Annotated in this window: 10 protein-coding genes; 4 read left to right on the top strand and 6 right to left on the bottom strand. The window is 73.5% G+C overall.

Annotated elements, in window-relative coordinates; translation table 11 throughout:
* Positions 1–2,046 (bottom strand): FUSC family protein, encoded by a 2,046-nt coding sequence (locus tag AB0O21_RS02540; protein WP_365165233.1) that lies wholly within the window; start codon positions 2,044–2,046, stop codon positions 1–3.
* 226 nt (positions 2,047–2,272) lie between these two features.
* Positions 2,273–3,448 carry a DUF2786 domain-containing protein gene (locus AB0O21_RS02535; RefSeq protein ID WP_365165230.1) on the bottom strand — a complete coding sequence of 392 codons (1,176 nt, stop codon included), beginning with the start codon at positions 3,446–3,448 and terminating at the stop codon, positions 2,273–2,275.
* Between the two features lie 177 nt (positions 3,449–3,625).
* Here AB0O21_RS02535 and AB0O21_RS02530 point away from each other — a divergent pair, with 177 nt between their 5' ends.
* Complete coding sequence (locus tag AB0O21_RS02530) at positions 3,626–5,290, top strand: bifunctional 3'-5' exonuclease/DNA polymerase (protein ID WP_365165228.1); 1,665 nt, start codon at positions 3,626–3,628, stop codon at positions 5,288–5,290.
* Between the two features lies 1 nt (position 5,291).
* On the opposite strand, the gene AB0O21_RS02525 is transcribed toward AB0O21_RS02530, so the two are convergent.
* The 4 genes from AB0O21_RS02525 to AB0O21_RS02510 form a co-directional block, all read right to left on the bottom strand.
* Positions 5,292–6,557, bottom strand: coding sequence for a hypothetical protein (locus tag AB0O21_RS02525; RefSeq protein ID WP_365165226.1), 1,266 nt, complete (start codon positions 6,555–6,557; stop codon positions 5,292–5,294).
* A 91-nt stretch (positions 6,558–6,648) separates the two neighbouring features.
* Positions 6,649–7,164: a SigE family RNA polymerase sigma factor gene (locus AB0O21_RS02520; RefSeq protein WP_365165224.1), complete on the bottom strand. Its 516-nt coding sequence runs from the start codon at positions 7,162–7,164 to the stop codon at positions 6,649–6,651.
* A 55-nt stretch (positions 7,165–7,219) separates the two neighbouring features.
* A complete protein-coding gene (locus AB0O21_RS02515) occupies positions 7,220–7,699 on the bottom strand; it encodes a GNAT family N-acetyltransferase (RefSeq protein WP_365165221.1) in 480 nt (159 codons plus the stop codon).
* A gap of 84 nt (positions 7,700–7,783) precedes the next feature.
* The gene (locus AB0O21_RS02510; protein ID WP_365165218.1) at positions 7,784–8,992 is read right to left on the bottom strand and encodes a serine hydrolase domain-containing protein; all 1,209 of its coding nucleotides are present in this window, start codon (positions 8,990–8,992) and stop codon (positions 7,784–7,786) included.
* 269 nt (positions 8,993–9,261) lie between these two features.
* Between AB0O21_RS02510 and AB0O21_RS02505 the strand changes: the two genes are divergently transcribed.
* The 3 genes from AB0O21_RS02505 to AB0O21_RS02495 all read left to right on the top strand — a co-directional run bounded on the left by AB0O21_RS02505 (position 9,262) and on the right by AB0O21_RS02495 (position 13,361).
* On the top strand, positions 9,262–10,680 hold the full coding sequence (locus tag AB0O21_RS02505) for a serine/threonine-protein kinase (RefSeq protein WP_365165216.1): 1,419 nt from the start codon (positions 9,262–9,264) through the stop codon (positions 10,678–10,680).
* A gap of 75 nt (positions 10,681–10,755) precedes the next feature.
* The gene (locus AB0O21_RS02500) at positions 10,756–11,313 is read left to right on the top strand and encodes a hypothetical protein (protein ID WP_365165213.1); all 558 of its coding nucleotides are present in this window, start codon (positions 10,756–10,758) and stop codon (positions 11,311–11,313) included.
* A gap of 32 nt (positions 11,314–11,345) precedes the next feature.
* Positions 11,346–13,361, top strand: a complete 2,016-nt coding sequence (locus tag AB0O21_RS02495; RefSeq protein WP_365165210.1) for a ThiF family adenylyltransferase — start codon at positions 11,346–11,348, stop codon at positions 13,359–13,361.
* Positions 13,362–13,392: the final 31 nt, after the last annotated feature.

Below are 13,392 nucleotides of genomic sequence, written 5' to 3'. Positions count from 1 at the left end.
CTAGGGGGTCAGGGCCTCGGACACCTCGTCGAGTGACTCCAGCAGCTGTTCGGCGGCCCCCCGCAGCACCGACGGCTCGGGTGCGTCCCAGGCCGCCAGCACCGCCCTGACCCCGTCCCAGCACGGTACGCGCCGCTCGCGCACCTCCTTCGCGGCCTCCTCGGTGGCGCCGCGCACCGCCTGCGCCAGGGCGGCCGCGCCCGGCACCGGGTCGTGCGCGCGGTCCGGGAGGTGGGCCTCCAGGAGCATGGCGTGGCGGCCCAGCGCCGCCAGGGCGTCGCCCGCGCCCTCGGCGGCCGCGCGGGACAGCCCCCGGTGGCGCACCGGCTCCCCGGCGGCCCGGTCCACCGCGTCCTGCCAGGCGACCCGGGCGTCGCGGGCCGCCAGCAGGGCTTCGCGCACGTCGGCGCGGCGGGCGCCGGCCGGATCGGCGTACTGGCCGAGCACGGCGGCCGCGTACCGTCCGTCGGCGGCGATCCAGTCGGCGAGGCGGGTGCGCAGCCTGGGGGTCTCCCAGGCCGGGTAGACGGCGTAGGCGATCATCGCGAGCAGTCCGCCGACCAGCGTGAGCGCGACCCGGTCGGGCACCGTCTGGTCCCAGCGGACCCCGCCCATGCCGAGCAGGAAGACGACGTACGCGGAGACGAACGCCTGCGCGACGGCGTACCCGGTGCGCATCAGCACGTACATCAGGCCCGCGCTGAGGACGGCGAGGAGGCCGGAGAGGTACATGCCGGGCTGGACGAGCTGCACGATCCCGGTCGCGACGGCCACCCCGACGAGGGTGCCGCCGAAGCGGGCGACGGCCCGCGAGTACGTCTGGCTGAAGTCGGGCCGCATGACCATGACGGAGGCCATCGGGGCCCAGTAGGCGTGCCCGAAGGGCAGCGCGTGCCCGATCACGTAGCCGGCGCAGGCCACGGCGGTGACCCGCAGCGCGTGCCGCAGGACCGGCGACCCGGGGCGCAGTTCGGCCCGTACGGCCTTCAGCACCAGCGGCGCCAGCCCCGGCAGGGTGGGGCGCAGCATCGACTCGCCGGGGTCGGCCGTGCGCCCGGATCCCGGCTCGGCGGTCTCCAGTACGTCGTCCAGCAGCGCGGCGAGCCGACGCGCGGCCCGCAGCGGCGCCCCGGTCAGGAGGTCGCCCGTGTCCGGGGACTTGAGGACCGCGAGGGAGGGCGCGGGCAGGGCGACCGGCTCCCCGTACCGGATCGCGCGCGCGGCGGCGTCCAGTACGTCCCCGGCGGCGGCGAGCAGCTCCCGCACCCGGTCCCGGCCGGGGCCCTCGGCCGGGGCCCCGACGGCCGGGTCGGCCAGGGAGGCCAGCACGGGCCGGATCCGCTCCGCGAGCCCGCGGGCCCCGTGCAGCTCGGCCGGCCGCCGCCGGGCCTGGCGCGGGGTGACGGTGGCGGCGGCCCGCGCCCGCATCAGGGGCTCCGGGTCGAAGGAGGCGACGGGGTCCTGGCGCAGCCGCCGGGCGTAGTCGGCCTCGGCGGCGAGGGCGTCCGCGAGGGCGTCGCGCTGGGCGCCCCAGCGGCGGACCGGGAAGAGCACGATGAGCAGGGCCTGGACCACCCCGCCGGCGGCGATCATCGCGGCGTGCCCGGCGGCCTGGGCCACGGAGGTCGGCAGGGTGACGGTGACCAGCATGATCGCGACGTTGCCGGAGGCAATGATCCCGGCGGTCGGGCCGGCCGCCCACATCATGCCCGCGGCGAAAGTCCAGACGGCGAGCAGGGCGAGGAACAGCGCGGTGTGCGAGGAGCCGACGAGGTAGCCGATGAAGGTGGAGACGGCCAGGGTCAGCCCGGAGGCGAGGGCCAGGACGGGGCGCGGGCGCCAGCTCTGCTGGAAGGTGGCGATGGCGGCCATGAAGGCGCCGAACGCCGAGCTGGCGGCCGCGCCGGGGCCGAGCAGGGCGAGGCTCCCGCCGATGACGATCGCCAGCCCGAGGGTGGCGCGCAGCGCGACGAGCGGCTCCAGCCGGGTCCGCTCGACGGTCATGCCCGCCCGGGCGGTCTCCTTCAGCGCCCGGAACCAGCTCATGCGGCCGAGGGTACCGTTTTGTCCGCGAAGCACCCGGATCGTGCGCGGGTGCGACGCCGCTGCGGGGGCGCTGCCCCCGAACCCCCGCGCCTCAAACGCCGGCGAGGCTGGATTTGCCCTGCAGGCAGACGGCATCAGCCGAAATCCAGCCCCTCCGGCGTTTGAGGAGCGGGGTCCGGGGCGGAGCCCCGATCTTTGAGCCGCGCCGAAGCCGCCCCGAGCCCCCCTACCGCGGCAGCGGCTTGCCCCGGCCCCCCACGTGGGCGGCGTCCGCCGCCGCCGTGCCGTCCTCCCAGCCCGCGTGGTCGGTGGCCCCGCGCAGCCGGGTGGTGGTGGTCTTCGGGAACATCTCGTCCGCCCGGGAGGTCACCGCGACATCGCGGGCCACCAGGGCCGGCAGGTTGTCGGAGGCCTCGCTCGCCGTGTGCTCGGCCGTCTCCGCGAGCCGCCGCCCGAGGCGGCTGGCGTAGGCGAGCAGGAAGGACTGTCGGAAGGTCTTGGTCCGCTTGCGCCCCCCGGCCCGCTGCGCGGCCTCCGCGCGGGTCATCGCCGCCGTGCCCTGTACGAGCAGCGAGGTGTACAGCAGCTCCACCGCCTCCAGGTCGCTCTCGAAGCCGACCACCGTGGAGAACTCGAAGGCACTGTTCCACACCGCCCGGCAGCGGTTGGCCGTGGCCACCGCGTCGAGCAGCACCGCCTTGGCCTCCTCGTACGGCGGCTCGACCCCGATCCGGCAGGCGCCCGGAACCTGCGCCGGACGGCCGCCGCGCGCGGCCAGCAGCGCCTCGTCCACGGTGTGCCGGGCCATCAGCTCCTGGGCCTTGGCGCTGAGCGCCTCCGCCTCCTCGGGGAAGGTGGTCGCCTCGGCCTTGGCGAGCAGGGCGCGGATGCGGCCGAGCATGCGGGGCTCGATGTGCGCGTGCTCGTGCTCGTCCAGGGGGTCACCCGGAAGCGGGCCCACCGGCTCGATGGAGGGCAGCCGGATCAGCAGCCGCAACACCTCCAGGAAGGCGGTCGCCAGCGTGAACCGGTCGGTCCGTTCGCGCTGCGCGAGCCGGTCGGCGTACTCCTGGTCCCCCGTCCACCACACCTCGACGCCGATCCACCGCTCGGGGAGCCGGGCGTAGCGGCGCGCCTCGCCGGCGATCAGGTCGCCGGTGATCCGTATGTGCCGCTCGTCGAGGTCCCGCCGCACCAGCCGCAGCACGTCGGCCGGCTGCCAGCCCCGCTCCCAGGCCTGCCGTACGTACGACTCCCCGCGCGCGAGCAGCTCCCGCCCGACCCCGCCCCACCGGGCCGGCTCGGCGGCCAGCACCGACGCCCCGGTGTCGAGCCCGGCGTCGTCCTGGGCATAGAGGGCGGCGGCAAAGGCCCGGTCGACGGTCTCGGCAAGGTCTGTCACACCCACCAGCTTGGCACGTACGGCAGCAGCCGAATCCAGCCCCTCCAGGGGGCACCTCCCAGCGGTAGCTGGGGGAGTTTGAGGAGCGGGGTCCGGGTCAGCGCCCCGGCAACGGCGCCGCACCCGGCAGACACCGGCTCCGCCGCACTGTCAGACCCCGGTGGGACACTCGCACCCGTGAGCGAAACCGCCGGACGCTGGGCCCTCGCGGAAGACCCCGACGGGTCATGGCACGCCGCGCCCGTCGACGCGGCGGCCAGGCGCATCCGCGTCAGCGACCCGGCGGAGGCGATCCGCGCCGCCCCCACCGGCACCCGCTGGATCTGGCAGTCCACCGCCGCCGTCTACCCCCGCCTCCTCGCGGCCGGCGCCCGCGTCGAGCGCTGCTACGACGTCGAGGACGCCGAGCTCCTCCTCCTCGGCCACGAGGGCCGCTTCGGCGAGCCGCGCTCGGCCGCCGCCGCCTGGGCCCGCCTCACCAACGCCCCCGTACCGCCGGATCCGCCGCAGCGCGCCGCCGAGCCCGGCACCCAGGACTCCCTCTTCGATCCGCGCCCCGCCCCCGTCCCCCTGGACGCCCTGCTCGCCGTCCACGCCGACCAGGCGAAGCGGATCGACTCCACCGCCCACCCCGACCGGATGCGGCTGCTCACCGCCGCCGAGTCCGCGGCCTTCCTCGTGGCCGCCGAGATGCACCGCGCGGGCCTGCCCTGGCGGGCCGACGTGCACCGCGCCCTGCTGACCGAGCTGCTCGGCGAGCGCTACGCCGGCGGCGGGGAGCCCCGCCGCCTCGCCGAGCTGGCCGACCGGATCTCCGCCGCCTTCGGCCGCCGGGTGCGCCCCGAGCTGGCGGCCGACGTCATCAAGGCCTTCGCCGAGGCCGGCATCAAGCTGAAGTCCACCCGCCGCTGGGAGATCCAGGAGCTCGACCACCCCGCCGTCGAGCCCCTCCTCGCGTACAAGAAGCTGTACCGGATCTACACCGCCCACGGCTGGGGCTGGCTCGCGGACTGGGTGCACGACGGCCGTTTCCGCCCGGAGTTCATCCCCGGCGGCACCCTCACCGGCCGCTGGGTCACCAACGGGGGCGGGGCGCTGCAGATCCCCAAGGTGATCCGGCGGGCCGTCGTCGCCGACCCCGGCTGGCGGCTCGTCGTCGCCGATGCCGACCAGATGGAGCCGCGCGTACTGGCCGCGATCTCCCGGGACCCCGCCTTCATGGCGGTGGCCGGGGACCCCGCCGACCTCTACACGGCCGTGTCCCGCCAGGGTTTCTCCGGCGACCGGGACAAGGCCAAGATCGCCGTCCTCGGCGCGGTCTACGGGCAGACCTCCGGGGACGGCCTCAAGAACCTGGCCGCCCTGCGCCGCCGCTTCCCCCGCGCCGTGGCGTACGTGGACGAGGCGGCCCGGGCCGGGGAGGAGGGGCGGCTCGTACGGACCTGGCTGGGCCGTACCTGCCCGCCGCCGGTCGGCGCCCCCGAGGACGGGGAGGCCGGGATCCCGCAGGACCAGGACGACGGCTGGACCCCGAGCTACGCCTCGACCAACACCCGGGCCCGCGGCCGTTTCACCCGTAACTTCGTCGTGCAGGGCAGCGCCGCGGACTGGGCCCTGCTGCTCCTCGCGGCCCTCCGGCAGGCGCTCGTCGGCATGCAGGCCGAACTGGTGTTCTTCCAGCACGACGAGGTGATCGTGCACTGCCCGGCCGAGGAGGCCGAGGCCGTCGCCGAGGCCATCCGGGCGGCCGGTGACCGGGCCGGGCGGATCACCTTCGGCGACACCCCGGTCCGATTCCCGTTCACGACGGCGGTGGTGGAGTGCTACGCCGACGCGAAGTGACCTAGTCCATGCTCCGGTTCCACCCGGGGGCGGTCGCGAGCTCCTTCAGCTGGTCCAGCGTCAGCGCGGGCGTCTCACGGGTGGCCGCGCCGCTCTGGTTGGCGGTGTTGTAGGCGGTGACCGTCACGCGCAGCCCGTTCTTGCGCAGGGTGTCCGCGGTCCACTGGACCACGCCCTTGCCCTTCTCGGTGGGGCCCTGGGCGATGTTCACCTGGGTGCCGTCGGCCAGCGGGGCGGCATTGGCCTTGAAGTCCGAAGCGCCACTGTCCTTGGCGATGTTGAGCTGGACCAGGGACTTGCCCTTGCCGTCGTCGAGCACGACGTAGCCGAAGCCGTTCTCCCCGCCCTTGGAGACGACCGGGATCTCGTAGTTGATCACCAGGCGCTCCAGGGCCTGCAGGCCCTTCAGGTCCGGCAGTCCGACGGGCCCCTCGGGCCGGGTGGCCTTCTCCTTGTCGGCCGCGGGCAGGTCGTTCAGCGCCGGGTGCCACTTGACCGAGGTGACCAGCGCCTTCAACTGGGCCGGGGTCAGCGGTGGGGTGGGCCGGGAGATCCCCGCGCCCTTCTCGCGCGCGGCGTTCCATTCGGAGGCGGTGACCTTGAAGCCCTGCGGGGTCACGAGCACGGCCCGCCAGGCCTTGGTGTCCACGCGGCGGTCCGGGTACTCGTAGCCCTGTTCGATCAGCAGCTTGGAGCCGTCGGTGAGCTGCTCCGTCGTGCAGTCGTCGTACTCCACGAGGTTCTTGTCCGCGCACTCGGTCAGCTGACGGGCGTCGCTGCCGTTCGGGTCCACCCGGGACAGGCCGAGCATGATCGCCGCCTTGCCCCGGCCGTCGTCGTACACGCCGGACACCGCCGGGGACGGGTCGGCGGTACCGCGCGCATCGGTGTTGGTCAGTTTTCCGCCCGGCAGCAGTTCCTTGAACACCGCGAGCAGCTGTTCGCCGGTGACCGATCCGGTGCCGCCGCCGGACGTCTTCCCGTCCGGGGCTCCGGTGCCCTTGCCGGACTGGCCGTTCGGCAAGGGCACCGGAGCCGCGACGTCCGTCCTGCCCGGCCCGGAACCGTCCAGCAGGCCGCCGGTGTAGGCGCCGGCCGCGCCGATCAGGGCCAGGGACAGCACCGATCCGCCGATCACGCCGGCCCGGCGGCGGGCCACCAGCCGCCGGCCGCGCTGCTCACCGGCTTCCACGAGGGCGTACCGGTCGGTCGTGAAACCGTCCCCCGCACGCCGGAGGGCTTCGCCGAGCTCGTCTTCAAAGGGCATGGGGAACCAAACCTTTCCGTTTCAGGGGTGCAGAAGGAGCCGAACCGGCTCGGCCCGGCGGGCGATCGGCGCCCGGAGGCCGGGCCACCGCTCAGCGGTCCGCGAACTCCGCGATGCTGCCGCCCAGTTGTTCTCTGATCCGGCCGAGTGCCCGCGAGGTCCTGGTACGGACCGCCGCCGAGCTCGTGTTCATCGCGTCGGCGGTCTCCTCGACGCTCCGGTCCTCCCAGTAGCGCAGCACGAGCACCGCCCGGTCCTTCGGCGCGAGCCGCCCGAGCGCCTGCAGCAGCGTGAGCCGCAGCGCCGGATCGCCCGCGCCGACGGCCACCGCACCCGACTCGGGGAACTCCCCGACCGGGCGCTCTCCCGCCGACCGCCGGCGCTGGTGGGTCAGGAAGGCCCGCACGAGCACCGTCTGCGCGTACGCCGCCGGATTGTCGATGCGGGAGATCCGCCCCCAGAGCAGGTACATCCGCCCCAGGGTCTCCTGTACGAGGTCTTCCGCGAGGTGGGTGTCCCCGCTCGCCAGCAGACATGCCGACCGGTACAGATGCCCCGACCGGCCCGCCGCGAACTCACGGAACCCGTCTCTGCGACCCTGTCGCATTTACTCCCCCTCGCGCCGTCTCACCCCACTGACGCGACGGCGGCCCGGGAATGTTTCACCCGAGTTCGTGGAAGTAGACGTGGAACTCCTCGCGTACGAAGCCCTCCGCCTCGTAGAGACCCTGCGCGACCGTGTTGTCGTAGGCGGTCTCCAACTGCACCCCGGTCACCCCGGCCTCCCGCGCCCGCCGCAGCACCTCGCGCAGCAGCGCCCGGCCGGCGCCGGTGCGGCGGCCTTCCGGGGCGACGTACAGGTCGTTGAGCACCCAGGCCGTGTCCATGGAGAGCGACGAGAAGGCCCGGTACACCTGGGCGAACCCGACCGTCCCGACCCCCGGCGCGTCGGCGAGCAGGACCAGCGACTCGTCCTTCGCGATCCGCTCCGCGAGGAAGGCGCCCGGCCGGTCCGGGTCCGTCACCTCCACCTCGTAGAAGTCGAGGTACCCGCGGAACAGCTTCGCCGCGACCTCGACGTCCCCCTGCCCTGCGACGCGCAGCTCGATCCCCGAATCCTGCTGCGTTGCCCGACCGTTCACATCCGTCTCCTTCGTCCGTCCCTGCGCGCAGGGCCCATTGTGCGCGCAGGGACGGACACCCCCGACAGCGGCCCGTGACCCGGCCTACTTGGCGGTGTTCTGGGCCGGCAGCGTGTAGATGTGCTCCGGTGTCACGATCTTGGTGATCGCCTCGCCGAACAGCGTGCTCGGCTCCTGGCCCTCGGAGATGATGTCGGTGTTCAGCTCAATGATCATCGTGGCCTGGGTCTCCGGCATGTAGGTGACCACGGCCTCGTACCCCGGCAGCGACCCGTTGTGCCCGATCCAGCCGTCGATGTTGAAGATCCCCAGGCCGTAACCGGCGCCCGGCAGGGCGTCGATGACCTTCAGCCGCTCGGCCTGGGTCTCGGGCGTCAGCAGCGTCCCGGTGGCCAGGGTCTTCGCCCAGGACTTCATGTCATCGAGGTCGGAGATCATCGCTCCCGCGGCCCAGGCCCAGGACGGATCCCAGTCGGTCGCGTCCTCGACCTTCCCGGACAGCGTCTGGTTCGTGTAGCCGTGGGCGTGCGGCTGGGGGAACTCGGCACCCTTGGGGAAGATCGTGTTCTTCAGCTTGGCGGGCGCGACGACCTTCTCGTTGATGTAGTCGGCCAGCTTCTGCCCGGTCTCCTTCTCCACGACCAGCCCGAGCAGGATGAGGTTGGTATTGCAGTAGAAGAACTCCGCGCCGGGCTCGAACAGCACCGGGTGCTTGAAGGAGTACGCGAGCAGCTCCTGCGGGGTGAACACCCGGTCCGGATCGGTGAAGAAGGCCTTGTCGAACCCGGGGTCCGCCGAGTAGTTGAACAGCCCGCTCCGCATCTCGGCGAGCTGGCGCAGCGTGATCCGGTCCCCGTTCGGGACACCGTCGACGTACTTCCCGATGGGGTCGTCCAGGCCGACCTTGCCCTGGTCGACGAGCTGGAGCAGCGCGGTCACCGTGAAGGTCTTGGTCACGCTGCCGATCCGCATGTGCATGTCCGTCTTGATGGGGGCGCCGGTCGCCTTGTCGGCCACCCCGAAGGCCCTCACGTACTCGCCCTTCCCGGGCGCGGACAGGTGCACCATCACCCCGGGCACGTTCGCCTCGGCCATCACCTCGTGCACGGCCTCGTCCAACTGCCGCGCCACGGCGGGCGTGAGCCGCGGGAAGTCGTCCTCGCCCCGCACGGGCGCCGCGACCACCGCGGACGCGGGACCGCCCCAGGCACCGCCGGCACCGGCTCCGAGGGGCACCACCACCATCCCCAGCACGGCCGCACCGACCACCGCCCTCTTCACCCGTGTCGCCATCCCGGGCCTCCTACGCCGCGGAGCTCCCCCCGCCCCTCCAACGTATCCCCGCCCCCCACCCCCGGCGACCGCGCACCCCCGCACCCCCGATGACCTGCGCTTCCGCCCTCCTCCCCGGGCCTACGGGAGGATGTTTCACGAATACGCTCAACGTATGGACACGCAAGTGCCACCATTGAGCCATGTCGGGTATGCGGGGGACGAACCCCGCGCCTTTGGGGCGCCTTGTACTGGACCGGTACGAGTTACTTGAGCACTTCCCGGGAGGCATGGCAGAAGTCTGGAAAGCCCACGACCTGCGGCTCGACCGCACCGTCGTCGCCAAGTTCCTCCGCGTCACGGACCGCGGCACCCACGCGGCCCGCCGCTTCCTGCGCGAGGCCCGGATCCTCGCGGCCATCGACGATCCGCACGTCGTCCGCATCCACGACGTGGACGAGACCGAGATAGCCGGATCCTGGCACCTCTACCTGATCACCCAGTTCATCGAGGGCCGCACCCTGCGCGCCGCCGTCCCCAAGGGGCACCGGCTGCCCGTGGCCCACGCGCTGGCCTGGGCCGCCCAACTGTGCGACGCACTGGTCCCGGTGCACGCCCGGGACCTCGTCCACCGGGACGTCAAACCCGGCAACGTCATGGTCCGGGAGCCCGCCGACCGGCTGATCCTGCTCGACTTCGGCATCGCCCGCTCCTACACCGCCGTCGGCGAGCTCGGCTACGCCGCCGGCATCACCTCGGCCACCCAACTCCTCGGCACACCCGAATACATGGCCCCGGAGCGCTTCCTCCTGGAGCCCGTCACCCCCGCCACCGACCTCTACTCCGTCGGTTGCGTCCTGTTCGAGATGCTCACCGGCCGCCAGCCCTACGCATCCCAGGGCGACTACGGAGCCCTGGCCAAGCAGCACTGCCACGCCGTGGTGCCCTCCGTGCGCGCCCTGCGCCCGGAGGTACAGCCCGCCGTGGACGTCCTGGTGACCCGGCTCCTCGCCAAGAACCCCGGCCACCGCCCCGCCAACGCACGGGAGATGGCCGGGCTGTTCCGCGCCCTCAGTACGGCGGCCACCCCCGCGCCCACCGTGGTCGTCACCCCGCACACCCCGCCGCCACCGCCCCCGCCACCCGGGCCGCCGGCCGATCCGGCGGCCGAGGTCGAAGCCCGGTGCAACGCCGTGCTGGAGGCGGAGTCCGACCCCGTCGAACGGGTCAGACGGCTCGGCGAGGTCCTCGACCACGCCGCCGACGTACTCCCCTCCGACCACCGCGTCGGCTGGCTGATCGTCCTGCACCTCGCCCAGGCCCTCGCCCGGGCCGGGATGCCCGCCAAGGCGGCCGACCGGCTCGCCCCGGTGGCCGCGCGGGCCCGCCAGGTCCTCGGAGCCGACGACGAGCTGGCCCTCGTATGCTCCCTCAACCTGGCCCGCTACCTGGGCGAGGCCGGGCACGCCCCGCTGGCCGCGCAGCACCTGCTGGAACTCCTCACCGCGGTCTCCGGAGACCTCTCCGCCGCTGACCCGCGCATGTCGGAGATCCGCTTCGACCGGGCCCACTGGCTGGCAGCCGCCGGCGAACAAGCCCTCGCGGCCGCCGAGTTCGAAGCCCTGTACCAGGACCACCTGGCCGCGCACGGACCCGACGACCCGAGAACCGTCCGGGTGCGGGAACTGATCAACCGCGACCCGAAGTGACAGGCGGCGCGGTCCGCCCCGTACCGCGCCTCACCCCACCGCACCGCCACCGCTCCCTGGGGAGGGATGACGAACATGGCTGACATGTACGACCTCAACGCGATCCGGGACAGCTTCTTCGCCAGCCAGTCCAAGAAGGCGACGGGCCAACCACAGGACGTCTACGTCGACCGCGAGGGCAAGGTCCGCCTCGGCTCCGGCGGCGAGGACGACGCCCCCCTGTCGAGAGTCCCGCAGAGCACCTTCGCCGCCACCGGCACCGAAGCCCGACTGGCCCGGGAGTACGAGGTCGTACGGACCAAGTTTCCCGCCAACACCTACTACGAGGACGCACCCGGCGCCGAGGGCTGGGTGTACGAGATCACCACGATGTTCCACCGGACGTACGTGATGTGCGCCCACTTCAACGGCACCGAGTACCAGGTACGGCTCATCGAGCCCGAACTGGAATCCCTCCCCAGCCACGACGCGCACGGCGTGCACCTCTACGGCAGCGGGCTGATCTGCCTGTCCGAACGGCCCGGTTCGGGCCAGCCCACCCTCCAGGACGCCTACGCCCGTTCGGCGGCCTGGGCCCTGGGAGTGGACTTCGTCCAGATGGGCCACCCCTTCCCCTTCAACCGCAAGCAGTAGCAGCCCGCCCCGAAGCGGAAGGGACCGATGCCGTGCTGCCCGTACGCGTCTTCGACTACGTGATCGACCAAGTGGGAAGGGACATCGGGCGGACCAGGCCCGAGCAGGGCGGCGCCCTGCTCGGGCTGCACGGCCGAGACGTGCTGACCGGCTTCGTGCACGACGCCCACGCGCAGGTGACACGGGTGGAGTACAGCAACACCGCCTGGCTGCTGGACGAGATCGGCCGCCAGGAGGCGGCCGGCCCGATCCGGTTCAAGGGCATCGTCCACTCCCACCCGCTCGGCATGCCGCACCCCTCCCGGCAGGACCACCGCGAGTACGGCCGCACCCTGGAGGCCGTGCCCGAGCTCGGGCGGTACATCGCCCCGATCGTCACCCATGACCTCACCACCCCGCTCGACCGGCACGAACTCGCCGTCGAGAACGCCCGGATGTCCTTCTTCGGGGCCATGTGGACCGCCCGCGGGGTACAGCTCCAACGGCTGCGCCCGGTGGTCGTGCCCCTGGCGGGCGCCCTCCGGGAGGCCGGGATCTCCTGGTCCGACGCCTACCCGCTGACCTGTGTGGTCGGCGGGGTGGCCGGCGTACGGGTCCCGCTCCCGCGGAACCGGTCCGGGGCACGGCGGTACCTCTTCGCCACCCCCGACTTCCCCGTGACGGCGCCGCTGCTGCTGGAGGAGGCCGGGGCCGACGGGCACCATCCGGAGCTGCTGGTCAGCGAGCTGCCGTGGGACCACCGGGTGCCGGAGCGGGAACGGCTCCGGGAGGCGCTGCGGAACGCGGGCCGGGGTATGGACGCCGGCGCTGCCGCTGCCGCTGCCGCCACGGCCGCCGCCGCCAACCCGGTCCGCGGGGAAGCCCTCCCGGGCGGTCAGCCCGAACACCCGTCCCCCCACCCCTCCCCACCCTCCGCTCCCTCCCCACCCTCCCCGCCCTCACTACCCGTGCCGCCGCCCGGTCCCGTGCTCTCGCCGGTCTCCCCCGACGCCGCGGCCCGTCCCGCCGAACGGCCCTCCGGGCGGATCCGCCGGCTCACCATGCGGGTGGGGATCGGCCGCACCAGGGCGGCCCGCGCGGGGCTGTTCGCCCGGACCGGCGGGCTGCTGTCGCCCGCCCTCGCCGACAGCCACGTCCTGCTCGTCGGCGTCGGCTCGGTCGGCAGCTACCTCGCCGAGGTCCTGGTCCGCTCGGGCGTCGGCAGGATCACCCTCGTCGACCCCGACCGCGTGGAGCCCGCCAACCTGGGCCGCTCGATGTTCGGCACACGGGACATCGGCCGGAACAAGGCCAAGGCCACCGCCCGGCGCCTGAAGCGCGTGAACCGGCGGCTGAAGGTCACCGTCCTCAAGCGCGAGGTCGCCGCGCTGGACAACCACACCTGGCAGCAGCGGATCTCCGACTCCCAGCTGGTGATCGCCGCGACCGACGACAACCACGCCCAGCAGCGCCTCAACCACCTCGCGTACTTCGTCGGCCGCCCGGCCCTCTTCGTCGGCCTGTACGAGGGCGCGTCGGGCGGCGAGGTCGTGTTCACCACCCCCGGATCCCCGTGCTGGTCATGCGCCACCGGCGGGGTCCGCGAGTCCCTGGGCGAACTGGGCCACCAGCCGCGCACCGACTACGGCACGGGCCGGATGTACGCCGTACCGGGCCTGCTGACCGACATCCACCACCTGACCGCGGCCGCCGCGAAGATCGCGCTGGCTCTGCTGCACCCGGTGGGCGGCCGCGAACGGATCGGCGGCTTCCTGGCCACCCCGCTCCACAAGGACCTCTCCCTCGCGCTGTTCGCCATGGAGCCCGACCACTGGTTCTTCCCCCGGGTACTGGGCGAGGTTCCCGGCCAGTACGCCTTCCAGAGCATCTGGCCGCGTACCAGGCGGCGACCCGACTGCCCGGTCTGCGGGGACCCCACGCTGCGCAGCGACCCGCGGGAGCACGCCGCAGCGGGCACCGACGCGGAGATCACGAGGCGCCAGAAGGAGGCGTACGAACAGCGGCAGCGCGGCCGGACCGACGGGGCCCCCGGCGGCCGCCACCGCTGAGCCCGGCAAGGAACAGGGACACAGGTAGGGG

The sequence above is a fragment of the Streptomyces sp. NPDC091371 genome, assembly GCF_040684275.1.
Taxonomy (GTDB): domain Bacteria; phylum Actinomycetota; class Actinomycetes; order Streptomycetales; family Streptomycetaceae; genus Streptomyces.
Note: the sequence above shows the minus strand (reverse complement) of the source record. Positions and strands in the feature narration are given on the sequence as shown.